This window comes from Janthinobacterium sp. 64 (assembly GCF_002813325.1).
In the GTDB taxonomy this organism is placed as follows: Bacteria; Pseudomonadota; Gammaproteobacteria; order Burkholderiales; family Burkholderiaceae_D; genus Janthinobacterium.
This window is the reverse complement of record NZ_PHUG01000001.1, coordinates 5,686,002-5,712,497: the sequence shown is the minus strand read 5'-3', so window position 1 is coordinate 5,712,497 and position 26,496 is coordinate 5,686,002. Positions and strand designations below refer to the sequence as shown.

Annotated in this window: 21 protein-coding genes; 9 read left to right on the top strand and 12 right to left on the bottom strand. The window is 62.5% G+C overall.

The annotated features are described in order from the left end of the window. Positions 1 to 92 precede the first annotated feature (92 nt). Together CLU91_RS25220 and CLU91_RS25215 are read right to left on the bottom strand one after the other, a co-directional pair. Entirely contained in the window at positions 93 to 296 is a 204-nt protein-coding gene (locus CLU91_RS25220) for a hypothetical protein (protein WP_100876305.1), read from the bottom strand. A 149-nt stretch (positions 297 to 445) separates the two neighbouring features. Further along, the gene (locus tag CLU91_RS25215) at positions 446 to 1,867 is read right to left on the bottom strand and encodes an aminotransferase-like domain-containing protein (RefSeq protein ID WP_100876920.1); all 1,422 of its coding nucleotides are present in this window, start codon (positions 1,865 to 1,867) and stop codon (positions 446 to 448) included. A 180-nt stretch (positions 1,868 to 2,047) separates the two neighbouring features. Between CLU91_RS25215 and CLU91_RS25210 the strand changes: the two genes are divergently transcribed. Further along, a complete protein-coding gene (locus CLU91_RS25210; protein ID WP_100876304.1) occupies positions 2,048 to 2,338 on the top strand; it encodes a DUF2917 domain-containing protein in 291 nt (96 codons plus the stop codon). After that, on the top strand, positions 2,335 to 3,072 hold the full coding sequence (locus CLU91_RS25205; RefSeq protein ID WP_100876303.1) for an NAD-dependent epimerase/dehydratase family protein: 738 nt from the start codon (positions 2,335 to 2,337) through the stop codon (positions 3,070 to 3,072). The genes CLU91_RS25210 and CLU91_RS25205 overlap by 4 nt, the downstream gene beginning before the upstream one ends. A gap of 1 nt (position 3,073) precedes the next feature. Here CLU91_RS25205 and CLU91_RS25200 read toward each other — a convergent pair whose 3' ends face one another. From CLU91_RS25200 to CLU91_RS25190, 3 genes are all read right to left on the bottom strand, one after another. After that, positions 3,074 to 4,393 (bottom strand): replication-associated recombination protein A, encoded by a 1,320-nt coding sequence (locus CLU91_RS25200; protein ID WP_100876302.1) that lies wholly within the window; start codon positions 4,391 to 4,393, stop codon positions 3,074 to 3,076. 73 nt (positions 4,394 to 4,466) lie between these two features. Continuing rightward, a complete protein-coding gene (gene lolA / locus CLU91_RS25195) occupies positions 4,467 to 5,096 on the bottom strand; it encodes an outer membrane lipoprotein chaperone LolA (protein WP_099759968.1) in 630 nt (209 codons plus the stop codon). Positions 5,097 to 5,127: 31 nt separating this feature from the next. After that, a complete protein-coding gene (locus CLU91_RS25190; RefSeq protein WP_100876301.1) occupies positions 5,128 to 7,488 on the bottom strand; it encodes a DNA translocase FtsK in 2,361 nt (786 codons plus the stop codon). A gap of 215 nt (positions 7,489 to 7,703) precedes the next feature. On the opposite strand from CLU91_RS25190, the gene trxB reads away from it, so the two are divergent. The 3 genes from trxB (at position 7,704) to CLU91_RS25175 (ending at position 10,105) form a co-directional block, all read left to right on the top strand. Then, the gene (trxB, locus tag CLU91_RS25185) at positions 7,704 to 8,657 is read left to right on the top strand and encodes a thioredoxin-disulfide reductase (RefSeq protein WP_100876300.1); all 954 of its coding nucleotides are present in this window, start codon (positions 7,704 to 7,706) and stop codon (positions 8,655 to 8,657) included. A gap of 7 nt (positions 8,658 to 8,664) precedes the next feature. Next, entirely contained in the window at positions 8,665 to 9,339 is a 675-nt protein-coding gene (locus CLU91_RS25180) for a Smr/MutS family protein (protein ID WP_100876299.1), read from the top strand. 136 nt (positions 9,340 to 9,475) lie between these two features. Beyond that, positions 9,476 to 10,105, top strand: coding sequence for a trimeric intracellular cation channel family protein (locus CLU91_RS25175; protein ID WP_096234652.1), 630 nt, complete (start codon positions 9,476 to 9,478; stop codon positions 10,103 to 10,105). A 154-nt stretch (positions 10,106 to 10,259) separates the two neighbouring features. Here CLU91_RS25175 and CLU91_RS25170 read toward each other — a convergent pair whose 3' ends face one another. Both CLU91_RS25170 and CLU91_RS25165 read right to left on the bottom strand, forming a co-directional pair. After that, positions 10,260 to 10,598, bottom strand: coding sequence for a P-II family nitrogen regulator (locus CLU91_RS25170; RefSeq protein WP_034758685.1), 339 nt, complete (start codon positions 10,596 to 10,598; stop codon positions 10,260 to 10,262). Positions 10,599 to 10,657: 59 nt separating this feature from the next. Then, positions 10,658 to 12,274 (bottom strand): NAD+ synthase, encoded by a 1,617-nt coding sequence (locus tag CLU91_RS25165; RefSeq protein WP_100876298.1) that lies wholly within the window; start codon positions 12,272 to 12,274, stop codon positions 10,658 to 10,660. Positions 12,275 to 12,365: 91 nt separating this feature from the next. Between CLU91_RS25165 and CLU91_RS25160 the strand changes: the two genes are divergently transcribed. Beyond that, positions 12,366 to 13,499 carry a GNAT family N-acetyltransferase gene (locus CLU91_RS25160; RefSeq protein WP_100876297.1) on the top strand — a complete coding sequence of 378 codons (1,134 nt, stop codon included), beginning with the start codon at positions 12,366 to 12,368 and terminating at the stop codon, positions 13,497 to 13,499. 55 nt (positions 13,500 to 13,554) lie between these two features. Here CLU91_RS25160 and ppa read toward each other — a convergent pair whose 3' ends face one another. Then, complete coding sequence (gene ppa / locus CLU91_RS25155) at positions 13,555 to 14,097, bottom strand: inorganic diphosphatase (protein WP_035826464.1); 543 nt, start codon at positions 14,095 to 14,097, stop codon at positions 13,555 to 13,557. A gap of 639 nt (positions 14,098 to 14,736) precedes the next feature. On the opposite strand from ppa, the gene CLU91_RS25150 reads away from it, so the two are divergent. Next, on the top strand, positions 14,737 to 17,163 hold the full coding sequence (locus CLU91_RS25150; RefSeq protein WP_232730878.1) for a membrane-bound PQQ-dependent dehydrogenase, glucose/quinate/shikimate family: 2,427 nt from the start codon (positions 14,737 to 14,739) through the stop codon (positions 17,161 to 17,163). Between the two features lie 89 nt (positions 17,164 to 17,252). Here the strand turns inward: CLU91_RS25150 and CLU91_RS25145 are convergent, their stop codons facing one another. The 4 genes from CLU91_RS25145 to hemC are packed head-to-tail and all read right to left on the bottom strand — an operon-like array spanning position 17,253 to position 21,396. Beyond that, the gene (locus CLU91_RS25145) at positions 17,253 to 18,449 is read right to left on the bottom strand and encodes a heme biosynthesis protein HemY (protein WP_100876296.1); all 1,197 of its coding nucleotides are present in this window, start codon (positions 18,447 to 18,449) and stop codon (positions 17,253 to 17,255) included. Between the two features lie 4 nt (positions 18,450 to 18,453). After that, the gene (locus CLU91_RS25140) at positions 18,454 to 19,620 is read right to left on the bottom strand and encodes a uroporphyrinogen-III C-methyltransferase (RefSeq protein WP_100876295.1); all 1,167 of its coding nucleotides are present in this window, start codon (positions 19,618 to 19,620) and stop codon (positions 18,454 to 18,456) included. Next, positions 19,617 to 20,399, bottom strand: a complete 783-nt coding sequence (locus tag CLU91_RS25135; protein WP_100876918.1) for a uroporphyrinogen-III synthase — start codon at positions 20,397 to 20,399, stop codon at positions 19,617 to 19,619. Before CLU91_RS25135 ends, CLU91_RS25140 begins: the two co-directional genes overlap by 4 nt. Beyond that, on the bottom strand, positions 20,392 to 21,396 hold the full coding sequence (hemC, locus tag CLU91_RS25130) for a hydroxymethylbilane synthase (RefSeq protein ID WP_100876294.1): 1,005 nt from the start codon (positions 21,394 to 21,396) through the stop codon (positions 20,392 to 20,394). The genes CLU91_RS25135 and hemC overlap by 8 nt, the downstream gene beginning before the upstream one ends. 242 nt (positions 21,397 to 21,638) lie before the next feature. On the opposite strand from hemC, the gene ppc reads away from it, so the two are divergent. Then, the gene (gene ppc, locus CLU91_RS25125) at positions 21,639 to 24,488 is read left to right on the top strand and encodes a phosphoenolpyruvate carboxylase (RefSeq protein ID WP_100876293.1); all 2,850 of its coding nucleotides are present in this window, start codon (positions 21,639 to 21,641) and stop codon (positions 24,486 to 24,488) included. Positions 24,489 to 24,665: 177 nt separating this feature from the next. Beyond that, complete coding sequence (locus CLU91_RS25120; RefSeq protein ID WP_198521404.1) at positions 24,666 to 26,462, top strand: PAS domain-containing sensor histidine kinase; 1,797 nt, start codon at positions 24,666 to 24,668, stop codon at positions 26,460 to 26,462. The last annotated feature ends 34 nt before the right edge of the window (positions 26,463 to 26,496 follow it).

The following is a 26,496-nucleotide window of genomic DNA, read 5'->3' as shown; positions in this document are numbered from 1 at the left end:
TCACTTCGATGAGTTTTGCGCACGTCCACCATCGTCATGGCAGTGTGGCTGGGCACTCGCGCCCGCTTTACATTTTTCGCTCAGCTTATTGCTTAAATGAACGCGGCTTTTTCGGCAGCGGTCAGGCGGCGCGCACTGACGGTGACGACTGGCATCGCGCTGTCGGCAGCCTGGGCGATCACGGTGCTGCTGGCGCTCACTTCCACGGTATTCGCGCCGGCAGTGGCGAAGCTGGCGCCGATGGCGATGATGGCGGCGGCGACAAAGGTGATTTCCATGTTTTTCAGTGCGTGCATGATGTAACTCCTGGTTGGTTTGTTTCGTTGACTGCTGCTGGTATGGTGCTACTTTAGCCAACGGCCACAAACAACGCCACAGGCTTGCGACCAGCGGCGAAAAACAGGGAGCGAACGGTGAAAAACAGGGACTGAAACGCAAAGAATAGTTACAAAGCCTCATGCACCAGGCGGCCCAGGCGGCCAATCGCCTGCTCGATGCGCGGCGTCCACGCATTGCCGCAATTGAGGCGCAGATAATTGCTGAACTTGCCCGAGGCCGAGAACAGCTGGCCCGGCATGTACGCCACGCCGTCGGCGATGGCCGGGCCATGCAGGGCCAGCGCATCGACTTGCGGCGGCATCTGCACCCACAGCACGAAACCGCCCTGCGGCTCGGACAGCATGCAGTCCCCGGGAAAGCTGGCCGCCACCGCGTCGGACATGCGGGCGATGCGCTGCACCAGGGTGCGCCGCATCTTGCGCAGCTGCTGGTCGTAGCTGCTGCCTTCCAGAAAATCGGCCAGCACGGCCTGGAAGAAATGGCTGGTGGCACCGCTCGACACGGTTTTCAGCAAGGCCACTTCCTGCGCGAAACGCCCGGCCAGCACGTAACCGACGCGCGACGCAGGGGTAATCGCCTTGGAAAACGAGGAGCACAGCAAGACGTTGCCGCTCGTATCGTAGGCTTTCACAGGCCAGGGCCGCTGCGGCGCAAAGCACAGGTCGCCATAGACATCATCTTCCACCAGCGGAATATTGAATTCCGACAGCAGGCCCGCCAGCCGCTTCTTGTTGGCTTCCGGCATGACGCAACCCAAAGGATTATTTGCGTTCGGCACGAACAGACACGCTTGCACGAGGCCGGCGCGCAGGGCCAGCTCGAGCGCGTCGAGCGACGGCCCCGTCTTCGGGTCGGTGGGAATTTCCAGCGCCTTCATGCCCAGGCTTTCTATCATCTGCAGCAGCACGAAATACGTGGCCGACTCGATGGCGATCGTGTCGCCCGGCCTGGCGACGGCGCGCAGGCACAGGCTGATCGCTTCCGTGCAGGAATTCGTCACGACGATCTCGTGCGGGTCCAGCTTGCCCCAATCCAGCGCGCGGCGCGTCACCTGGCGCAGGAAATTGCTTTCGCTGACGTCGTAGCAGCTGACCTTGCTCAACAAAGCGGGTTCGCGCCGCGCCACCGCGCTGATGGTGCGCTGCATGCGCTTGATCGGCAATATTTCGTCGGGCGGCCAGGCCGTGCCCAGCTGCACGATATCGGGCGCCTCGTTTTCCTTCAGCACGCGCATCAGCAGATTGTTGATGCCGACAAAGGCCGGCTCCTTCAAATGCTGGGCATCGGCACTGCACGGGCGGCGCGGCGCCCGGTGGCGCACGAAATAGCCGGACTGGGGCCGCGCATCGACTTGCCCCCGGTCTTCCATCAGGCGCAACGCTTGCATCACGGTACTGACGGAAATGCGCTTTTGCTGCGCCAGGTGGCGGATCGATGGCAGGCGGTCGCCGGGCGCGAACACGCGCGAGTCGATCAGGGCGCCCAGCTCGTTGGCCAGGTGCTCGTACAGATTCAAATGCGCGCTCATGTTCATCCCTTCAGTATGCGGCTACCGCGCGGCGCCGGCACAGATACAGTTGCCCGATTTTTTGACAAGCACAGTGTACGGCAAGGCACACTGTATGCATTACAATTTCGTTTTCCTGCATCTGTCATGCTTCACCGCAAGCGCCTAAGCTGTTCCTGTCAGCACAACAGGAGCGATGCCATGCATACCGACCACGAATTACGCAGCGAACGGCCTCTGCGCCTGGAAAAGGCGCACGCCAGTGTCATCGAATGCCTGTCCGGCACGGCGTGGATCACGGCCTACGCCCAATTCGACGATTGCGTGCTGCGCAGCGGCGAACGCTACACGATCCCGAATGACGGCCTGGTGCTGGTCGAAGCCGTGGGCAGCGGACGCATCCGCGTGCATGGGACCGCCGCACCGCGCCCCACCCTGCTGCGCTGGCTACACCTGGCACTGCCCCACACATTGAACACAAGGAATACATGAAACCTGCACCATTGCGCGTCCTCGTCACGGGCGCCGCCGGCATCATCGGCACCGCTTTCTGGAAGCGCCGGCACGGGGAATTCTCCCTGCGCCTGGCCGACCTGCACACAGGCAAGCTGGCCGAAGCGCCCTGCCCGTCCATGCAGCTCGACGTGAGCGACTACGCCGCCTGCCTGGCCGCCTGCATGGACATCGACGTGGTGCTGCACCTGGCCGGCGTGCCGCACGCCAGCGCCGATTTCGATGCGCAGCTGCTGCAGCCGAACATCATCGGCACGCACAACATCTTTCGCGCGGCACAGGCGCAGGGAGTAAAAAGAGTGGTGTTTGCCAGCAGCGCGCAAGCCATCGAGGGCTATCCGCTGGACATGCAAGTGCATGAGCACATGCCGGCCCGGCCGGCCAACATGTATGGCGCCAGCAAGGCCTTTGGCGAAGGCGTGGCCTCCGCGTTCGCGCACCAGCATGGCATGACGGCGATTGCCGTGCGCATCGCCAACGTGGCCCACTTTGCGCCAGGTCAACAGCACAGCACGCGCGACATCGCCGCCTTCATCAGCGAGCGCGACGTGGTGCAGCTGCTGGCATGCTGCGTGGCGGCGGACGTGGCGCCAGGCTACCACGTCGTGCATGGCGTCTCGGACAACCGCTACAAGCGGTTATCCATCGAAACGACGCGCCAGCTGGTCGGCTACGCGCCGCAGGATGACGGTTTTAGCTTGCTGGGACTGTAATTCAGCCCTTGCCTGCTGGTTTTCCTGCTTTCCTGTCCAGCTCGCGCAGCCAGGCCAGCTTGTCGGCTATTTTGCTTTCCAGGCCGCGCGGCACGGGCTGGTACCAGCCCGGTTCGGCCATACCATCCGGGAAATAGGTTTCGCCAGCCGCATACGCATCGGGCTCGTCGTGCGCGTAGCGGTAGGCGTGGCCGTAGCCGAGTTCCTTCATCAGCTTCGTCGGCGCATTGCGCAAATGCACGGGCACTTCCTTCGATTTATCCTTCTTCACAAACGCCATCGCCGTATTAAACGCGTTGTAGCCGGCATTGCTTTTCGCGGCGATGGCCAAATAAATCACGGCCTGGCCCAAGGCCAGCTCGCCTTCGGGCGAACCGAGCCGTTCATACGTTTCCGCCGCGTCATTGACCATGGTCAATGCACGCGGGTCGGCCAGGCCGATGTCTTCCCAGGCCATGCGTACGATGCGCCGCGACAGATAGCGCGGGTCGGCGCCGCCATCGATCATGCGGCAAAACCAGTACAGGGCCGCATCGGGGTTCGATCCCCGCACGGATTTATGCAGCGCGGAAATCTGGTCATAGAAATTGTCGCCGCCCTTGTCGAAACGGCGTGAATTCAAGGTCAGTGCATTGTCGACGAAGGCTGCGTCGATCCTGGTCGTACCCGTCGAGCTGGCGGCCGTCTCGGCCTGTTCCAGCAAATTGAGGAAGCGCCGCGCATCGCCATCCGCGTAGCCGATCAGGGTGTCGGCGGCGGCCTCGTCAAACGTCAGATGCGTCAGGGCCGTCGATTGCGCCTTGGCCAGCAACTGCTTCATCTCGTCTTCGTTGAGCGACTTTAATACATACACTTGCGCGCGCGACAGCAGCGCCGAATTGACTTCAAAGCTGGGGTTTTCGGTGGTGGCGCCAATAAACGTCACCAGGCCCGATTCGACGAAGGGCAGCAAGGCGTCCTGCTGCGATTTATTGAACCTGTGGATCTCGTCGACGAACAACAAGGTGTGCTTGCCGAACTGGTCCAGGCTGTGGCGCGCCTGGTCCATGGCTGCGCGGATATCTTTTACGCCCGCAAACACGGCGGACAGGGCAATGAATTCGCTGTCGAAAGCGTTCGCCATCAGCCGTGCCAGGGTCGTCTTGCCCACGCCGGGCGGCCCCCACAAGATCATCGAGTGCGCCTTGCCCGCCTCGAACGCCAAACGCAGCGGCTTGCCCACGCCCAGCAGATGCGTCTGGCCGATGACTTCGTTAAGGGTAGCCGGCCGCAAGGCTTCGGCCAGCGGCTGGCGCGGTGCGGTGGAAAAGAGATCCGCCATAATGAGTTACCTAATAAGAATGCAAAAGCCCCGCATTGCTGCGAGGCCGGCTCATACGCAAGGCGCGACAGTCTTAATTGTTGATGACGTCGGCGCCTTTGGGCATGACAAATTTAAAGTGATTGGCCGAAAGCGCCGGATTCTTCTGGAAATTCTTGAACGCCAGCACCGACGTCTGTCCGAACGAATCGCGCAATTCCATCGCTTCGGGCACGCCGTTGCGCAGGCCGATGGTGATTTCATCGAACGTCGTGTCCTTGGCTTTCGGCGTCGCCTTCAGCCATTCCAGGCCATCGCGCGTGCCCGCTTCGGCCAGGGTGAAATTCTTTTCCAGGTCGTTGCTGCCGAACAGGATGGCTGCTGGCGAGGAACCGAGCGCGTCGCCCAGTTTCTTGACCGTCACCTGGCTCAGGTCCTTGTCATAGATATACAGCTTGTCGCCATCGGCTTGCAGCAGTTGCTCGTATGGCTTCAGATAAGTCCAGATGAACTTGCCCGGGCGGGCAAACTCGAACGTGCCGCTGGCGGGGGTCGATACTTTCGCCTTGCCGCTGGCGTCCGCCTTCTTGACTTGCCGCTGCACGAACTCGCCCTTGGCCGACTTGGTGCCGGCCGCAAAGCTCTTGAACTGTTCCAGTGCGCTGGCCGAGGCGCTGGCCGCGAACAGCAGACTGCAGGCGACGCTGGCCGCGCCGATGATCATTTTTGTTGCGAAAGTCGTGTTCTTCATTCCGTTACCCTTGTTCACTACTCGCCGCCGGCACCAGGATTTCCCGGTTGCCATTGGATTGCATGGTTGATACCACCCCGCTCTGCTCCATCTGCTCGAGCAGACGGGCCGCGCGGTTGTAGCCGATGCGCAAATGACGCTGCACCAGCGAAATCGAGGCGCGGCGGTTTTTCAGCACCACCGCCACCGCCTGGTCGTACAGGGCATCGGCCTCGCCGCCGCCCTCGCCCGGCGCGCCGCCTTCGGCGCCATCGCCTTCCAAGGTGCCGCCTTCGAGGATGCCCTCGATGTAATTCGGTTCGCCCTGCAGCTTCAAGTGGCTGACGACCCGGTGGACTTCTTCATCCGACACAAACGCGCCGTGCACGCGCATCGGCAAACCGGTGCCGGGCGGCATGTACAGCATATCGCCCATGCCCAGCAGGGTTTCCGCGCCCATCTGGTCGAGAATGGTGCGCGAGTCGATCTTCGACGATACCTGGAAAGCGATACGCGTGGGGATATTCGCCTTGATCAAGCCCGTGATCACGTCTACAGATGGGCGCTGCGTGGCCAGAATCAAGTGCAAACCGGCGGCGCGCGCCTTTTGCGCGATACGCGCGATCAATTCCTCGACTTTTTTGCCCACCACCATCATCAAATCGGCCAGCTCGTCGATGATGATGACGATGGTCGGCAGTTTATCGAGCGGCTCGGGCGAATCCGGGGTCAGGCTGAACGGATTCGGGATGTGTTCTTCGCGCTTTTTCGCGTCGGCAATCTTCGCGTTGTAGCCGGCCAGGTTGCGCACGCCCATCTTGCTCATCAGCTTGTAGCGGCGTTCCATCTCGTTCACGGCCCAGTTCAGCGCGTGGCCCGCCTGGCGCATGTCGGTCACGACGGGCGCCAGCAAGTGGGGAATGCCTTCGTAGACGGACATTTCCAGCATCTTCGGATCGATCAGGATCAAACGCACGTCGAGCGGGTCGGATTTGTACAGCAGCGACAAAATCGTCGCATTGATGCCCACGGATTTACCGGAACCGGTGGTGCCGGCCACCAGCAAATGGGGCATCTTGGCCAGGTCGGCCACGACGGGCTTGCCGGCGATATCCTTGCCCAGCGCAATCGTCAGACTCGATACGCCATCGTTGTAGACCTTGGAGCCGAGGATTTCCGTCAGGCGCACGATCTGGCGCTTGCTGTTCGGCAGCTCCAAGGCCATGTAATTCTTGCCGGGAATGGTTTCCACCACACGGATGGAAGTGAGCGACAGCGAACGGGCCAGGTCGCGCGCCAGGCCGACGATCTGGCTGCCCTTGACGCCCGTGGCCGGCTCGATTTCATAGCGCGTCACGACGGGACCGGGGTAAGCGGCCACTACCTTGGCATCCACGCCAAAGTCAGACAATTTCTTCTCGATCAGGCGGCTCGTGAATTCCAGCGTTTCCACGGACACCGTTTCCACCACGGGCGGCGCCTCATCGAGCAGGGACAGCGGCGGCAGCTTGCCATCGCCGGGGGTTTCAAACAGATGCGCCTGGCGTTCCTTTTCCACGCGCTCCGATTTCACCACCGTCACCACCTGCGGCTCGATCTTCACGGGCGGCGCGGCCACGTGCTTTTCCACATGCTTGGCCCGTTCGATGACCACCACTTCGTCGCGGCGCACGGCGGCCACTTCCCCCTGGCGGCGGTCTTCGCGGTCCTGGTAGCGCAGCACGAACCAGTTGAAAACGTCTTCGATGGCGCCGCCGATGCGTTCGGCCACTTGCAGCCACGATACGTGGAAGAACAGGCTAAAACCCAGGCCGAACAGCAGCAACAGTAATAAAGTGGCGCCCGTGAAACCGAAGGCCACGTGGGCCGAGTGGCCCACCAGCTGGCCCAGCACGCCACCGGGATCGCGCGGCAGCTGCACGTGCAGGCTTTTCGCCATGCGCAGGTATTCCAGGCCCATGCTGCCGATCAGCATGATGGAGAAGCCGACGATGCGGATCAGCATCTCGACATGGTGTTCGCGCTCCACCTCTTCCTCTTCCAGCAGGAAGCGCTTACTCAGGCGGCGATAGCCATTCCACACCGTGCGCAGCAGCCAGACACACCACCACCAGGCGGAAAAGCCGAAGATATACAGCAACAGATCGGAGAAGGTCGCGCCGAGCTTGCCGCCCAGGTTGGCCACCTTGTCGACGGAGGTCGCATGCGACCAGCCCGGGTCGAGCTTGTTGAAGCTGGCCAGTATCAGCACGAAATACAGGGCAAACGCGGCCAGCGCGAACCAGCGCGCCTCGGACAGCAGCCGCACCAGCCGGTTCGGCAAGGGCCGGCGTTCGACCGGTTTTCGGGTGTAGCTATTTTGATTGGCCTGGGCTGGTTTAGTCATTCTGGGAAGCGCTGCAAGGTGAAAAATGTTTCTGAAAGGGAATTTCCCATAATAAGGAAGTATTCTAAGCCATATATGCCCCGGACGGCCCCACGATTCGTCGCTACAGGCGGCTTGGTCTATAATCGTGGATTGCTTGCGCAAGCGCAATACGCCCTTGTTCTTCGCGCGTATGCCCCCAATTCGGATAGACCCCACTCATAGAGAAGCTTCCCATGACCACTACCAAACACGCCCGCGTTTTGATCCTCGGCTCCGGCCCAGCCGGCTACAGCGCCGCCGTCTACGCCGCCCGCGCCAACCTGAACCCGATGCTGGTCACCGGCGTGGAACAGGGCGGCCAGTTGATGACCACCACCGACGTGGAAAACTGGCCAGGCGACCCGATGGGCGTGCAAGGCCCGGACCTGATGCAGCGCTTGCTGCAGCACGCCGAGCGTTTCAATACGGAAATCGTGTTTGACCACATCCACACCACCTTCCTCAATGAAAAGCCGATCCGCCTGAAGGGCGACAGCCACGAATACACGTGCGACACCTTGATCATCGCCACGGGCGCGTCCGCGCAATACCTGGGCCTGCCATCGGAAGCGGCATTCATGGGCAAGGGCGTGTCCGCCTGCGCCACCTGCGATGGCTTCTTCTACCGCAATCAGGAAGTGGCCGTTGTCGGTGGCGGCAACACGGCCGTCGAAGAAGCGCTGTACCTGTCGAACATCGCCAATAAAGTCACGCTGATCCACCGCCGCGACAAGTTCCGCGCCGAAGCGATTTTGATCGACCGCTTGAACGCCAAGGTTGCCGAAGGCAAGATTGTGTTGAAATATAACCACACTCTGGACGAAGTGACGGGCAACGACAGCGGCGTGACGGGTCTGAACATCAAGTCCACCATCGACGGCAAGGTTGAAGCATTGAGCGTGCACGGCGTGTTCATCGCCATCGGCCACAAACCGAACACGGGCATCTTCGAAGGCCAGCTGGACATGCACAACGGCTACATCAAGACGAAAACCGGCCTGGAAGGCATGGCCACGGCCACCAGCGCACCGGGCGTGTTCGCCGCCGGCGACGTGCAAGACCATATCTACCGCCAGGCCATCACCAGCGCCGGCACGGGTTGCATGGCAGCACTGGACGCCCAGCGCTACCTGGAAGGCCAGGAGTAAGCGTCGCATGGCGTCGATGAAAGACTTTGCCGACCTGAAAGCGGTCAGCAAGCAGCTCAAGGAGCAGGCCGATGCGCGCGCGCAAGCCGCGGCTGAGCGCGCCCAGCGGGTCAAGGTGCAAGCCGTGGAGAGCAATCTGTTCAAGGCCAGCATCGGCGGCGTCAAGCGCCTGCCCGAGTCGGACCGCTACGTGCCCAGCCTGCCCAAGGCCGGGGCCATGGCGGCCCAGCAGCCGGCGCGCAAGTTGTCTGCGGAAGAGGACGATGCGGCCGTGCTGCGCGAGTCGCTGTCGGACTTGTTCGAGGTCGACCATTACCTGGAAAACGATCCGGCCCTGAACTACGCCCGCCCCGGCGTGGGGCCGGACGTGGTAAAAAAGATGCGCAAGGGCCACTGGCCCATCCAGGATGAGCTGGACTTGCACGGCTTGCGCCGCGACGAGGCGCGCGACGGCATCGGCGCCTTTTTGAACCAGGCGGCGCGGCGCAAGCTGCGCTGCGTGCGCGTGATCCACGGCAAGGGTTTTGGCTCGAAAGGCCAGGAACCGGTCTTGAAATCGATGGTGCACAGCTGGCTCGTACAAAAGGATGAAGTCATCGCCTTTTGCCAGGCGCGCCGCTCCGAAGGGGGCGATGGCGCCCTGGTCGTATTGCTTTCTTCCGCCCTGCAGCCCATCCGCTGAACACCGCAGCAAGAAATTACAATTCAGTAACAAGTTAGCCCACGCGCACGGCCCCGTTTGTCACCATTCGGGGCCGTGTCATGTTAACCTGTGACAATTATTTCCTGCTTAGCGTCTCGTGCACGCGCTCCCCCCCATGATGCCACCCCAACTACCGCCTGGCTCGCTGATCAAGATCATCGAGGTCATCGCCATCCTGGTGGGTGCGTTTTCCGGTTTCATCGAAGCGCGCCGCAAGCGCATGGACCTGGTCGGCGTGTTCGTCGTGGCCTTCATCACGGCCTTCGGCGGGGGGACTTTGCGCGACATCCTGCTCGACAAGCGGCCCCTGTTCTGGGTCTCGCACCAGGAATACGCGATTCTGATTTTCGTGCTGGCCCTGACGGCCGCACCGTTGATCCAGCATTTGCGCCAGATCGTCTCGGAACGCCTGATCGTCATCGCCGACGCCATCGGCCTGGGCATGTTCGCCATCGCGGGCGTGGCTGAAGCGACGCGCGCTGGCATGCCGCTCTTCATCGCGTCGATGATGGGGGTGATTACGGGGATTTTTGGCGGCGTGATGCGCGACATCGTCTGCAACGAAGTACCGATGGTGTTTCGCGACGGCAAACCGTACGCGATCTGCGCCTTTTTCGGCTGCTGGGCTTATTTATTGCAGATGCACTTCGGCGCCCAGCACGACTTCGCGCTGTGGACCAGCGCCAGCGGCATCACGATTTTGCGCCTGATCTGCTGGAAATTCGATATGCGGCTGGGGCGCTGAAGCGCGCTGAGGGCTAATTCGGCGGTTTTTTTGGCTCGGCAGCGTCGGCTTACGCGCTGGCGCGCTAAGCCGACCTACGGCCAGATAAGCGATACATCGCGTAGGTCGGATCAGGCTCAAAGAGCCGTAATCCGACAAGATTGTTGACCCAGACTTACACCGCGTCCGGACCCGTCTCACCCGTACGGATGCGGATGACTTGCTCCACGTCGCGCACGAAAATCTTGCCGTCGCCGATCTTGCCCGTGCGGGCTGCCTTGATGATGGCGTCGACCACCAGTTCCGACACGCTGTCGTCCACCACCACTTCGACTTTCACCTTCGGCAAGAAGTCGACCACGTACTCGGCGCCACGGTACAGCTCGGTATGGCCCTTCTGGCGGCCAAAGCCCTTCACTTCCGTCACGGTCAAGCCCGTCACGTTCACATCGGCCAGCGCTTCGCGCACTTCATCGAGCTTGAATGGTTTGATGATGGCGGTAATCTGTTTCATGGCTTTCTCCTTATTGGTAATCGTCAGTTCTTCATTAGCTGGCTTAACGGAACGCCGCCTTACTCGTAAAACTTCGAGGTAATCGGGTAACGCCAGTCGCGGCCGAAGCCACGGTGCGTGACGCGGATGCCCACCGGCGACTGGCGCCGCTTGTATTCATTGATCTTGATCAGGCGCGTGACCCGGGCTACATCGGCCGGCGGGTAGCCAGCCTCGATAATCTCGGCGATCGGCCGGTTTTCTTCCATGTACAGCTGCATGATGCCGTCGAGTACGTCGTATGGCGGCAGAGAATCCTGGTCCAGCTGGTCGGCGCGCAACTCGGCCGACGGTCCGCGCGTCAGGATGCGCTCGGGAATCACGTCCGACACACCGTTACGCCATGCGCACAAACGGTACACGAGCGTCTTGGCGATATCCTTGATCACGGCAAAGCCGCCCGCCATGTCGCCGTACAGGGTGCAATAACCGACGGCCATCTCGCTCTTGTTGCCAGTCGTTAGCACGATGCTGCCATGCTTGTTCGACAGGGCCATCAGCAAGGTGCCGCGGATGCGCGCCTGGATGTTCTCTTCCGTCGCGTCTTCCGCCAGTCCCGCGAACTCGCCGGCCAGGGTGGCGCGGAAAGCGTCGAAGGTTTGCTTGATCGGAATTTCATCGTAGCGCACATCGAGGCGTTTTACCATGTCGCGCGAATCGATCCACGAGATATCGGCCGTAAATTGCGATGGCATCATGACGGCGCGTACCTTGTCGGCGCCCAGCGCATCGACGGCAATGGCCAGGGTCAGCGCGGAATCGACGCCGCCCGACATGCCGATCAGCACGCCAGGGAAGCCATTCTTGCCGATATAGTCGCGCACGCCCAGCACCAGCGCCTGGTACACCTGCGCTTCGGTGGTCAACGGCGCGGCCAGCGGCTGCGGCACGGGCGTGGCGCCGTCGAACTCGACCAGTTGCAAGTCTTCCTCGAAGTGGCGCAACTGGGCGCAGATGGTGCCGGCCGCGTCCATGACGAACGAATCGCCATCGAAGATCAGTTCATCCTGGCCGCCGACCAGGTTGGCGTACACCAGGGCCATGCCTTGCGCGCTGACATTCTTGCGCATGGTTTCATAGCGCAGATGCTGCTTGTTCATGTGGTAGGGCGAGCCGTTCGGTACCAGCAGCACTTGCGCGCCGGCCGCGCGGGCGCGCATGGGCGCGTGCTCGAACCACGTGTCTTCGCAGATATTGATACCGAAACGCACGCCCTTCACGCCAAACACGAAAGCCTGGTCCGCCGAGGTGAAATAACGTTTTTCATCGAACACGGTGGTGTTCGGCAAATCGTGCTTGCGGTAAGTGCCCAGCACTTCGCCATTGACCAGCACGGAGGCGGCATTGTGGCGCACGCCCTTCTCGTCTTGCAGAGGCAAGCCCACCACCACGTGCAGATCCTTGAACTGGGCCAGGTCGGCAGCCAGCCCCGCAAACGCTTCCTGCGTTTTTGCGTAGAATGCATTGCGCAGTAATAAGTCCTCGGGTGGATAGCCGACCAGCGACAGTTCCGGCGTGAGCACGATATCGGCGCCCGCTTCAAAGGCGCGGCGGGAAAGGTCGAAGATCTTGGCACGGTTGCCGGCCAGATCGCCGACCGTACTATTCATTTGAGCAATTGCGACTTTGACTGTCATGATGATGATGGATATTTTCGTTCTATTAAACAAGACAGGGGCGCGCAGGCCGACGGCGGCGCCCCGAGAGTGATGAATGCACACTACAACAATGAATTATCGCACGGCTATCGTCTCTACCCTGGCTGAAATTGGCGAAGCGGCCTGGTCTGAACTGCTGGCCAGCCAGGCGGAGGCCAATCCCTTCCTTTCCTACGCCTTTTTGCACGCGCTGCACGAGTCCGGCTGCGCCAGCGCGGACACGGGCTGGCAGCCGAATTACCTGGTGCTGTGGCAAGGCGAGACCCTGGCCGCCGCCCTGCCCCTGTACCTCAAAATGCACTCGTATGGCGAGTACGTGTTCGACTGGGCCTGGGCCGACGCGTATCAGCAGCATGGCCTGGAATATTACCCGAAACTGTTGTCGGCGATCCCATTCACGCCCGTGAGCGGCACGCGCTTGCTGGCCCGCGATGGCCAGGCGCGCGCCACCCTGCTGGCCTTCCTGCAGGCGCAGCAGCAAGCGGCCGACGTGTCGTCCTGCCACATCCTGTTCCCGCCGGAAAGCGAAGCGCGCCAGCTGGAAGAAGCTGGCTACCTGATGCGTAGTGGCGTGCAATTTCACTGGCTCAATCCCGGCTACACGGATTTTGAGCAATTCCTCGCCACCCTGGAACACAAGAAACGCAAGAATATCCGCGCCGAGCGGCGCAAGGTGCTGGAAGCGGGCGTCACCCTGCGCCAGGTACGCGGGACGGTGGCGACAGAGGCGGACTGGCAGCTGTTCCACCGCTGCTACAGCAACACTTATGCGGAACACCGCTCCTCACCCTATCTGTCGCTCGACTTCTTCCTGCGCATCGGTGCCAGCATGCCGCAGAACATTTTGTTGGTGATCGCCGAGCGCGAAGGCCGGGCCATCGCCGCCTCGCTGGTGATCCACACGGCAGACACTTTATATGGCCGCTACTGGGGCGCGCTCGAGCACGTGCCCTGTCTGCATTTCGAGACGGCGTATTATCAGCCGCTGGAATTCTGTATCGCCAACGGCATCGCCACCTTCGAAGGAGGCGCCCAGGGCGAACACAAGATGGCACGCGGCTTCCTGCCGCAAAAGACCTGGTCCGCCCACTGGCTGGCGCACCCGGCCTTCGCCGACGCCGTGCAGCGCTTCCTGGAAAGGGAACGGGGCGGCATCGATGCCTACCTCGATGAATTGAACGAGCACAGCCCGTTTCGCGCATAAAAAAACGCTCCCGGCCATGACTGGCGGGGAGCGTTTTTTATTTTACTGCGTGTTCTTAGGCTTTGGCGGCATCGGCCTTGAACGCGGCGACGCCGTTCAGGATTTCTTCCTTGGCGATTTCCGGACCATACCAGCCGTCGATCTTGACCCATTTGCCTTTTTCCAGATCTTTGTAGTGCTCAAAGAAATGCTGGATCTGGCGCAAGCGCAATTCGTTCAAGTCTTCCGGCTTTTGCCAGTGGCTGTAGATCGACAGGACCTTGTCGACTGGCACGGCCAGCACTTTCGCGTCTTCGCCCGACTCGTCGGTCATTTTCAGCACGCCGATAGGACGGCAGCGCACGACCACGCCCGGGATCAGCGGGAACGGGGTGATGACCAGCACGTCAACCGGGTCACCGTCCGGCGACAGGGTGTTCGGCACGTAGCCGTAGTTGCACGGGTAATGCATGGCGGTACCCATGAAGCGATCGACGAAGATCGCGCCGCTTTCCTTGTCGACTTCGTACTTGATCGGATCGGCGTTCATCGGGATTTCGATGACGACGTTGAAATCGTTCGGCAGGTCGCGGCCGGAAGAGACGTTATTCAAACTCATGGGGTTCCTCATTAGCGGATGGTGTTTTAACCGCGTAATTATAGCGAAGTACAGGCCGCTTGTGCGATGCAGCAGCGGCCCGCCGGCGTTTTGCGCATCCAGCCAACAACAGTGGCACGGGCCGCCTGCCAGCGCACACAACCTGCCACAGAGAAAATAAACAGACCATCGACAGCAATAAGTATAAACACTTAAGTAATACTACCGCGCCCCTGAGTTAATACCGTCGGATTATCTGGCCATTTCCATTTCAATATCACCCTGCAGCAGGCATGGTTATTATAAACGGCATTGTATTTATTGCAGCAGTTTATAACAACAATTTGTAATAACAATTTCATCATCATTCATCCCGCGATGTCTTCGCCTCATTACGCAGGCGCCTCAATTTGCTACGCCGAAGGCCTGCACAGCCCGGCAATCCACTCTTCCAGCATAATATTTGCGCTTATTTGAAGCATGTATTTGACTCAAATGGCACCCCAGCCAAAAAAGGGCGCGACCAGAAGACAATCATCAATTCTGATAAACTGTCACATTCTGGTGTTTCCAAAACTTCGCATACTCTGCAAACAAAGCCTTCGCTAGATTCAATATGGCGCATACACGCGCCACCGATAAATCCTTGCAAAAAGGAATATGATGATTCCCTCTTTCCGGCCCGGTCCTTTATTAAAGGTCACCGGCATTATTTTCATTCTGTTTGGCCTCGCCCTGCTGGGCGGCGGCATCTGGCTGGCCACGCTCGGCGGCTCTTGGTACTACCTGCTGGCCGGCATCGGCATGCTGGTCGCAGGCGTACTCGTCTTCAAAGGCAAGCGCAGCGCACAAGCCTTCATGGCGCTGCTGCTGCTCGCCACCCTGATCTGGTCCGTGATTGAAGTGAAATTTGACTGGTGGCAATTGCTGCCGCGCCTCGATATCTGGTTTGCCGCCGCCGTCTGGCTGCTGCTGCCATTCGTCAGCCGCCGCCTGGCGCCAGCCGCCGCAGCGAAACAGGGGCAGGCGGGCAAGACGGCGCTGTCCGCCGCCGTGGCCCTCACCGTCATCGCCGGCGTCATCGCCCTGTTCCAGGACTACCATGACCTGCATGGCGACGTGCCGGCAGAAAACATGGCCGCCACCGCCACCGGAGATTTCGCTCCCGGCGTCGAGCACAACGACTGGTCCGCGTATGGCCGCTCCGGCTATGGCGACCGCTACGCCCCGGCCGCGCAGATTACGCCCGCGAATATTTCCGGCCTGAAAGAAGCCTGGACCTACCACACGGGCGACTTCAAGGGACCGAACGACCCGGGCGAGATCGCCAACGAAGTCACGCCGCTGAAGGTCAATGACATGCTGTACCTGTGCACGCCGCACAATATCGTCATCGCCCTGAACCCGGACACTGGCAAGGAAATCTGGCGCCACGATCCGAAGATCAACCGCGACGCGGCCAGCTACCAGCACATGATCTGCCGTGGCGTGGCGTACTGGGACGTGAACGCGGGCCGCGCCAAGAACAACCCTGCCCCCGAAGCTGCCGGCATGGAATGCCCGCGCCGCATCCTGGCGCCGACCATGGATGGCACCATGATCGCCGTCAACGCCGATACGGGCGAGTCGTGCAAGAGCTTTGGCAACAACGGCGTCGTCAACCTGTATAAAAACATGGCCATGATCAAGCGCGGTTTCCTGATGCCCACGTCCCCACCGGCCGTGGCGCAAAACGTGGCCGTGATCGCCGCCAGCGTGACGGACAACCATTCGACGGAAGAGCCATCGGGCGTGATCCGCGGCTACGATCCCGTCACCGGCAAGCTGCTGTGGAACTGGGACCCGGCCACGCCGGAAGATACCAAGCCCTTCCCTGAAGGCAAGCACTACACCAACAACTCGCCCAACTCGTGGGGCGTGGCCAGCATCGATGAAAAGCTGGGCATGGTCTACATTCCGATGGGCAATGAAACCCCCGATACCTGGGGCGGCAACCGCAACAAGAATGGCGAGAAATTCAACAGCGCCATCGTCGCGCTGGACCTTGCCACCGGAAAAGTGCGCTGGGTCTACCAGACCGTGCACCACGATATCTGGGACATGGACATCGGCGGCCAGCCTAGCCTGGTCGACATCGACACGCCGAAAGGCAAAGTGCCATCCGTCGTGGCCACCACCAAGCGCGGCGACATCTATGTGATCGACCGCCGCGACGGCAGCCTGGTCGTGCCGGCGCCGGAAAAACCCGTGCCGACGAGCAATCCTGCCGCTGGCGACACCCTGTCGCCCACGCAGCCGTTCTCGGCCCTGACCTTCTTGCCTGAACGCAACATCAGCGAAGCGGACATGTGGGGCACCACGCCGTTCGACCAGCTCGCCTGCCGCATCATCTTCAAGGAACGCCGCTATGAAGGCCCGTTCACGCCGCAAACGGCCGGCAAGGGCGCCGTCATTTCGCCGGGCCCGCTCGGCATCTTCGAATGGGGCGGCGCGGCCATCGACCCCGTGCGCCAGTTGTTGATCGTCAACCCTGACTACATGGGCTTCCTGGAAAAACTCGTGCCGCGCGCGGAAACGACGGCCAAGGGCGGCACGGGTGGCGAAATGGGCTTGCAACCGCAGACGGGCGTCCCGTTCGCCGTGGAAATCAAGGCCTTTTTGTCGCCGCTGGGCTTCCCATGCCAGGCGCCGCCGTGGGGCTATGTGGCCGCCGTCGACCTGCGCACCATGAAAAAAGTGTGGATGCACAAGAACGGCACCACGCGCGACAGCGGCCCCGTGCCGATCCCGTTGCCACTGGGCGTCCCTAGCCTGGGCGGCATGGTCACCACCGGTGGCGGCGTGACCTTCCTCAGCAGCACGCTCGACTACACCATCCGCGGCTACGACGTCAGCAACGGTAAAGTCATCTGGAAAGCCCGCTTGCCAGCCGGCGGCCAGGCTACGCCGATGAGCTATGTGTCGAACAAGTCGGGACGCCAGTTCGTCGTCGTCATGGCCGGCGGCCACGGTTCGCTGGGCACGAAGATGAGCGACACCCTGGTCGCGTACGCCTTGCCGGAAGGCACTGCAGCAGCGAAGAAGTAAAGCGCGAAGAAGTAAAGTAGCAAGCTAGCAGCGCAAAAAAAAGCCGTTCAGTCTGCACTGAACGGCTTTTTTACGTCTGCATACTCACATTACAGGATGGTTGCCAAGGCGCACTGCCGGTAATGCGCGGCAGCCTGTTCCGTCTGCTGCAAGGCGTCGTGCATCTGCGCCAGCTTCAGGTGGGCGTCGCGCACCATCTGCGGCTCGTTCGCGTCCGACAAGGCCTGCTCCAGGTGACGCTGGGCCTTGCCCCACAGTTTTTGCTTGAGGCACAAGGTGCCCAGGGTCAGCGCCAGTTCCGCATCGAGCGGACGCTGTTTCATCCATTGCTCGCAATGCTCGATCTGCAGCAGCAGGGCCGGCGTGCCGGCGGGCGCCGCCGCTTCGCGGTAGGCGCGCACGACGCGGTCGTCCCAGTCGGCGGCCAGCGACTCTTCGCACACGAGGCGCGCTTCGTCGTGCAGGCCGCGCGCATTCAGGGCCGTGGCGGCGCGGCAGGCGATGTACGGCTTGACCCGGTCGCTGCTGGGCACGCTGGACCAGACGCGCATCAGCGATTCGGCGTCATGCGAAGTGTCGGACAGCAAATGGTCGTAGGCCAGTTCACGCAGGCGCGACGACAGGGCTGGATGCAGGGCGCGGTGCTTGTCGAGCGAACGCACGAGGCGCAGCACTTCCGGCCAGTTCTTCGCCTGCTGCTCGGCTTTCAGCGACCATTGCAGCGCATGGATATGGCGCGTGCCGCTGGCATTGAGTTCGCGCACGGCCGCCAGGGCCGCTTCCGGCTGGTGGTCGTCGACCAGCAATTCCGTCACCGTCATCAAGCGCGCCGTCTTCAGGCTGGCATCGCCTTCGACACGGGCCAGCCAGCTGTCGCGACGCTCGGACTGGCGCATGCGGTGCGCGGCGCGCGCGCCGATCAGCGCGGCCAGGCCCGCGTTTTCATCGAGTTCGGCGGCGCGCAAGGCGGCCTTTTCGGCATGGCCGAAACGGCCTTCGAACAGGGCTTTCAAGGCTTCGCGCAAGCCCTTGTTGCCATCGCGCTCACGCTTGCGCTGGCGATAGGCCGCCACTTGCGCCGGCATGCGCACGGTGGCGCGCACGGCGCGCACCAGCAGGTACAGCAGCACGAACAGCACGACCTGCAGCAGCAGGAAGAAGTTCAGCGACAAGTCGATGCGGTAAGGCGGATAGAACAGCACCACGTTGCCGGGGTTGAAACGGGCCGTCACGGCGATACCGATCGCCGCAGCCATCAGGGCGAGTAACCAGAGAAATAGACGCATGGGCTCAGGACTTCGCTTTGTAGTTGCGCACAGCCGTCAGGCTGTCGGACAAGGTTGGCATTTCGATGGCCAGGTTGCTGCCCTGAACCTGGCGCAACAGGGCTTGCGCCGTCTGCGTGTTCTTGGCGCGGGTGTCGAAATACTTGGCCAGCGCATCCTGGGCGGCGATCAGGTCATTCCGGAAAGCCGTTTCATTGCGCGACAACAGGGCCATGCGGGCATTCAGCAAGCGCAGCTTGACGTTTTCCCGCAAGAAATACGATTGCGTCGGCGACAGCATCAGCGCTTCCGGCGTATCGACCCGGCGGATGCGGATCAATTGACGCACGTCATTCCACATGTCGCCGCTCCAGGTATTGAAGCCGTCGCGCACTGTTTGCAGCAGCGGTTCCGGCGCTGGCGGGCCGACCAGCTTGCCGCTGGCATCGCGCACGGGCTTGGCCCCGGCCTTGGCCGCGGCCTTGCCCGGTTTTTCCGGCGCGGCCGGCAAGGCCGGCGTTTCATCGGCCAGCATCGGCAAGGCGTCGATCTGGGCGATCACGGCATCGAGGCGCAGGGCCACGCCCGTCGAATCGACGCTGGGCAGGGCCTTGAGTTTTTCCATGTCGCGGCCAATGGCGCGGCGGATGGTGATGAATTGCGGCTTGTCGGAACGCGACAGGCTGCGGTCCGCGTTTTGCAGGGCGATCAGCGCGCCGGGCACGTTGCCGGCCAGTTGCAGCTGCTGGCTGGCCGTCGACAGCACTTGCTCGATTTCCGTCAGCGCCCACTCGTCGCGGTTTTTCGACAAGTCGTTATACAGTTGTTCCAGCGCCAGCTGCTGGCTTTGCGTTTCGCTCTGGCGGTTTTCCAGCGCGCCCACCTTGATTTGCAGCTCTTTCGTGCCTTCTTGCACGTTGCGCGCCAGCACGCCCGTTTCAGCGTTGCTGACATCGCCCTTTTGCAGGCGCTTGGCCACTTCTTCGCGCAGGTTGCGGATCTGCTTGCTGGTCGACCAGCTTTGCGCAGCGAGCAGCACGGCCAGCACGATGACGGCGATGCTCATCGGCTTTTGCAGCTGTTCCAGCAGGGTCGGCGCGCGGCCGGCAGGTTGGTCGGCCGCCTGCGGCGCCGTCTTCACGGCGCTGCCAGGCGTTGCATTCGGTTCGGAGAGTGTAGGCATTTCGTTCATGGTCGTGATTGTAACGCGGCGAGCACTCCCGCGTCGCCTGATCCTGTCAAGGTGACACGGGCAAAACCCAGGGCCGCCGCCGTTTGTGCAATGCGCGCGTGCGGCACGATCAAATGCTGCTGTTGCATTTTTGCAACAGCCATCTTGTCATCGCCCATTTCGCCCAGCAGCGCCAGCAAACCGCGCAGCGCTTCCGAGCTGGTGATGATCCAGTCATTATTATGCTGCAACAGGTTTTCCAGGGTCGCCCGCAAGGCCGGCGTCAGCGTCGGCACCTTGCGGCGGTAAGCTGTGACGAACTCGACTTGCGCGCCGGCCGCGCGCAAGCCGTCGGCCAGGTAGTCGCGTCCGCCGTCGCCGCGCACGATCAGCACGCGCTTGCCGCGCAGGGCCGGCAAGTCCAGCGCCAGCAACAGATGTTCGGAATCGCTGCGCGCCGTGTCCAGCGGGCTGGTGATGGTCGCGTTGGCGTGCGTGACGCCATGCGCGGCCAGGGCCATCTTGCTGCCCTCGCCCACCACGGCCAGCGGCACGCCAGGCGGCCAGGCGGGCAGGTGCGCAAAGACGCAATCGATGGCGTTGGGCGAAACGAACGCCACCAGGTCAAATGTCTGCAGGCGCGCCAGCACGGCTTGCAGCTGCGCGCATTCGTCCTCGCCGTCCAGCGCGTGGATTTCCAGCAGCGGCAGCAGGGTCACGGGCCAGCCCAGCGCCGCGATGCGTGCGGCCAGCGGCCCCGCTTGTTGCGCGGGCCGCGTGATCACCACACTGTCAGGCATGCGGCGCCAGGCCTTCATGGTTGTCGGGCGTGACGGCGCACGAGGCGAGGATGCCGGCGGCATCTTGCCCGCGCAGCAATTCGGCCACTTGCTCGCCCAGCTGTTCCGGCGCGCTGGCCGGGCCACTGACGTCGGCGCTGGCCATGCGCGCGCCATCGGGCGTGGCGACCATGGCGCGCAAGCGCATCTGTTCGCCCTCGACTGTGGCAAACGCGGCCAGCGGAATCTGGCAGCTGCCGCCGAAAATCTTCGATACCTTGCGCTCGGCCGTGACGGCGTGCGCCGTATCAAGATGGTTCAGCGGCGCCAGCAGGCGCACCAGGTCGGCGCCGTCGACGCGGCCGCTGCGGATTTCAATCGCCATGGCGCCCTGCCCGGCGGCCGGCAAGCTGTCTTCCGGCGCCAGCACGGCGCGGATGCGCGATGCCAGGCCCAGGCGTTTCAGGCCGGCGGCGGCCAGGATGATGGCGGCGTAATCGCCACGGTCCAGCTTGCCCAAACGCGTATCGAGGTTGCCGCGCAGGGGCAGAATCGTCAGGTGCGGGTAGCGCGCGGCGATCAGCGACTGGCGGCGCAGGCTGCTGGTGCCGACCACGGCGCCATGCGGCAGCTCGGCCAGGCTGGCGTAGTCGTTCGACACGAACGCGTCGCGCGGGTCTTCACGTTCGAGGATGGCGGCCAGGCTGTAGCCTTCTGGCAACTCCATCGGCACGTCTTTGAGCGAATGCACGGCCAGGTCGGCGCGGCCTTCTTCCATCGCCACTTCCAGCTCCTTGACGAACAGGCCCTTGCCGCCTACCTTGGACAAGGCGCGGTCCAGAATCTGGTCGCCGCGTGTGGTCATGCCGAGAATTTCAACGCTACACTGCGGATACAGGGCGGCCAGGCGCGCACGCACGTGTTCAGCTTGCCACATGGCAAGGCGGCTCTCGCGCGTGGCGATCACCAGGCGGGCGGGAATGGTCAATTCGTTCGGGGTCAATTCGGATGCTTTCAAAACAAGTTCTTTCGCTGTGGCTGTCGTTGTCATTATCGTTGCCAATTCGCCCGTCCGATATCAATTTGTATCGGAATGGCGCCCGGCGTCGCTATAATCGTTATCCCTTGGCCTAGAAGGCCAAGTCAGGCTAGCGTCCATGTTGAAGACCACAAATTTTATCATGCGCCCCTCCCCTCTGCGGCCAAACGCCCGGTGCGATCCACATTCCCTTGCTTTTACACTTACTTTGGTTCTTTATTATGCTCAATGACGCAGTAGCACCAGAAATAGTTCCAGCGGCCGCTTCCGACAAGGACGCGCCACTGAAAGAAGATATCCGCCTGCTGGGCCGCCTGCTGGGCGACGTGCTGCGCGAACAGGAAGGCGACGCCGTCTTCCATGTGGTGGAAACCATACGCCAGACCTCCGTGCGCTTCCGCCGCGAAGCGGACGCCGGCGCCGCGCTGGAACTCGACGCCATGCTGAAAGAACTGAGCCGCGAGCAGACGATTTCCGTGGTGCGCGCCTTTTCCTATTTCTCGCACCTGGCCAACATTGCGGAAGACCAGCACCACATCCGCCGCCGCCGCGCCCATTTGCTGGCAGGGTCCAGCGCGCAAAAGGGCAGCGTCAGCTTCGCGCTGAAAAAACTGCGCATGGCCGGCGTGCCGCGCAAGACGGTCGACACCTTCTTCCAGGACGCCCTGATCGCACCCGTGCTGACGGCCCACCCGACGGAAGTGCAGCGCAAGAGCATCCTCGACGCCGAGCACGACATCGCCCGCCTGCTGGCCGAGCGCGACCTGCCGCAGACGCCGAAAGAGCGGCAAGCCAACCTGCAGCTGCTGCGCTCGCGCGTCTCCACCCTGTGGCAGACGCGCATGCTGCGCTACTCGAAGCTGACGGTGGCCGACGAAATCGAAAACGCCCTGTCCTACTACCGCATCACCTTTTTGCGCGAACTGCCGGGCCTGTATGACGACATCGAGGATGACATCGCCGCCGAGTACCCGAACGGCGACGGCACGATAGTACCGATCAATGCCGCCTACGTGCAGATGGGCAGCTGGATCGGCGGGGACCGCGACGGCAACCCGAACGTCAACGCGGGCACCATGCAGCACGCGCTGGCGCGCCACGCCACCACCATCCTCGACTTTTACCTCGACGAAGTGCACGCGCTGGGCGCGGAATTGTCCGTCTCGACCCTGATGGTGGGCGTCAGCGCCGCACTGCAGGCGCTGGCCGACCAGTCGCCGGACGCCTCGCCGCACCGCAGCGACGAGCCGTACCGCCGCGCCCTGATCGGTATCTATGCGCGCCTGGCCGCCACGGCCCGCGCGCTGGGCGCCACCAATATCCTGCGCAAGGAAGTGGGCGCGGCCGCCGCCTACCCTGACGCGGCCGCCTTTGTCGCCGACCTGCGCACCATCGTCGCCTCGCTCGAATCGCACCACGGCGCGGCCCTCGTGCGTCCGCGCCTGGCCACGCTGGCACGCGCGGCCGACATCTTCGGTTTCCACCTGGCCTCGCTCGACATGCGCCAGACGTCCGACGTGCACGAGCGCGTGCTGGCCGACCTGTTCGCGCAAAGCGGCGTGGCCGCCGATTACACGTCCCTGTCCGAGGAAGACAAGCAGGCGCTGCTGCTGAGCGAACTGGCCCAGCCGCGTTTGCTGTACTCGCCTTACATCGCCTACGCCACGGAAACGGATTCCGAGCTGGCGATTTTGCGCGCGGCGCGCGACATCCGCCAGCGCTACGGCGCGCGGGCCATCCGCAACTACATCATTTCGCACACGGAAACCGTGTCCGACCTGCTGGAAGTGTTGCTGCTGCAAAAGGAAACGGGCTTGCTGCGCACCGACTGGAAAGCCGGCGGCGACGGTGACAGCAGCTGCGAGCTGATGGTCATCCCACTGTTTGAAACGATCCCCGACCTGCAGCGCGCGGCCGGCATCATGAGCCAGGTGATGGCCTTGCCATTGGTAAAACAATTGATCGCCAAGCAGGGACAGTTGCAGGAAGTCATGCTCGGCTATTCCGATTCGAACAAGGATGGCGGCTTCCTGACGTCGAACTGGGAACTGTACAAGGCGGAACTGGCATTGGTCTCCGACTTCCAGAAGGCCGGTGTCAAGCTGCGCCTGTTCCATGGCCGTGGCGGCACGGTGGGCCGCGGCGGCGGACCCAGCTACGAAGCCATCCTGGCCCAGCCGCCGGGCACCGTCAACGGGCAGATCCGCCTGACGGAACAGGGCGAAATCATCGCCTCGAAGTTTTCCAACGCGGAAATCGGCCGGCGCAACCTGGAATTGCTGGTCGCTGCCACCCTGGAAGCGAGCCTGGCGCCGCAAGCGGCCAACCCCGCGCACGCAAGCGAACTGGCGCAGTTCGAAGCCGTGATGGCGCAGCTGTCGGACCTGGCCTATCACGCCTACCGCCACCTCGTGTATGAAACGCCGGGTTTTACGGAGTACTTCTTCTCGGCCACGCCGATTGCGGAAATCGCCGAGCTGAACCTCGGCTCGCGCCCCGCCTCGCGCAAGGCCAACCAGCGCATCGAAGACTTGCGCGCCATTCCCTGGGGCTTTTCCTGGGGCCAGTGCCGCTTGCTGCTGCCGGGCTGGTTCGGTTTCGGCAGCGCCATCGAGGCCTGGATCGACCAGGCTGACGGCGCGTCGAAAGATGAGAAGATCGCCACCCTGCGCGCCATGTATGCCGAATGGCCATTCTTTGCCACCTTGCTGTCGAACATGGACATGGTGCTGGCCAAGACGGACCTGGCGATTGCCTCGCGCTATGCGGAACTGGTGGCAGACCAGGACTTGCGCGAACGCATCTACAAGCGCATCACGGACGAGCATGGCAACACCTTGCGCTGCCTGGAGCTGATCACCGGCAACACGGAACGGCTGGCGGGCAATCCGCTGCTGGCCCGCTCGATCCAGAACCGCTTCGCCTATCTCGACCCGCTGAACCACTTGCAGGTGGAATTGATCAAGCGCAACCGCGCCCTGTCGGCGGAAAGCAAGATCGACGAAAGGGTGCACCGCGGCATCCAGCTGTCGATCAACGGCGTGGCGGCCGGCCTGCGCAACACGGGCTGATCGCGCCAGGCTGCCATCGGCAGACAAGGGCCGGCACCGCAAGGGCCGGCCCTTTTGCTTGCCCAGTTGCAAAATATTCTCAATAAAACAACAATTGGTATTACACTAGCGGTTGACACCTTCCCAACTTAGGCCCCATGCACACCGCAGCGGCCAACCATGACGCCAGGGACGCGGATGAGCAAATGGTCGATTGAAACGCTGAGTGCTGCCTGCGCCGCCCTCATCCTGATCATGCTGGGCTGGCTGGCCGGTGCGGCCTGGCCGGCGCTCGACTTCTGGGAGCATGTCTGGCTGACCCTGCTGCTGGCGACCGCCGCCGGCACGGCCATGTGGCTGATGCGCAGGCTGCGCACCCACCTCGCCAGCACGCGTTCGCAACTCGACGCCAGCCTCCTGCGCTACCAGAACCTGAGCGAAACGGCGCAGGACGGCATGTGGCAAACGGATGCGCAAGGCCGCATCCTGTACGTCAACCAGCGCCTGTGCGACATGCTGGGCCTCCCCGCCGAGCTGCTGCTGAACCACTCCATGGAGGAATTCCACGACGAGGCCACCTTGCTGCGCCTGTGTCCGCTACGCCAGACGGCGAGCGATAGCTGCATGGGCGAATTGCAATACCAGCATGGCGACGGCACACAGCGCTGGGCCATGCTCAGCGGACGGCGCCTGTACGACCAGCACGGCACCGTGACGGGCGCACTGGTGCTGGCCAGCGACATCACCGAACACAAGCGGTCCGAACATGCATTGAGCCTGGCCCATGCGGAGCTGGAAAGCCGCGTGGCCCTGCGCACGGCCCAATTGCTCGATGTCAATCTCCAGCTCTCTGCGGAAATCGCCATGCGCGCGCAAACGGAAGCGGCCCTGGCGCGCAGCGAAGAGCGGCTGCAGGACATCATTTCCATGATGCCCCTGTCGCTGTTCCTGAAAGATGCCGACTCGCGCATCGTGCTGATGAACCAGGCCTGCGAGCAGCAATGGGGCGTGCAATTCCAGGATATCGCCGAAGGACGCGACGTGCGGCACTTCCCTGCGGACCAGACCCAGGGATTCCACGCGGCGGACCAGGAAGCGTTTGCCAGCCGCCAGTTGGTGATACGCGAAGAACTCGTGTGGAATGCGCGGCTGCAGGAAAACCGCCTGCTGCAGACGCATAAAAAACCCATCTTCGATGCGCAAGGCCAACCGCAGATGATCATCGCCATGGGCATCGACATCACGGAAAGCAAGCGCAACGAGGAAAACGTGCAGCGCACCCTGGCCCAGCTGCGCGAACTGAGCGACCACCAGCAAACCATCAAGGAACAGGAAAGGCGCCGCATCGCGCTCGATATTCATGACGACCTGGGCCAGAATCTGATGGTGCTGCGCATCGACGTGTCGCTGCTGCATGCGCGCACGGCCACCACCCACCCGCGCCTGCACCGCCATGCGCAGCGCATGCTCGACACCATCGACGCCACCATCCGCTCCGTGCGCACCATCATCAATGACTTGCATCCCAGCACCCTGGAGCTGGGACTGGGCCCGGCGGCCGAGTGGCTGATCCGCCAGATGGAGAGCCGCAGCGCCATCCGCTACCGGCTCACGCTCGACAGCAAGGCGCCGGACCTGGGCCTGGACCAGCGCCAGACATCGGCCATCTTCCGCGTGCTGCAGGAATCGCTGTCGAACATCGTGCGCCACGCCAAGGCCAGCGAAGTGGAAGTGGCGCTGACGCAAGATGCGGACGCCATCGTCCTGCGCATCAGCGACAACGGCATCGGCATGCAGCCGGGCGACCACGGCAAGCGGGCCGCCTTCGGCCTGAAGAGCATACGCGAACGTGTCCATGCGCTGGGCGGCGAACTGCGCATCGACAGCCAGGCGGGCTGCGGCACGGCGCTGGCCATCCACCTGCCCCAGCAGGCAGGCCAGCAGCATGTCGATCATGCTAAAACACAAAAATTATCAAAAACAGTAGTAAATTAAGTATGCATTTGCGGCATAAAAAAGTATAGTAAGT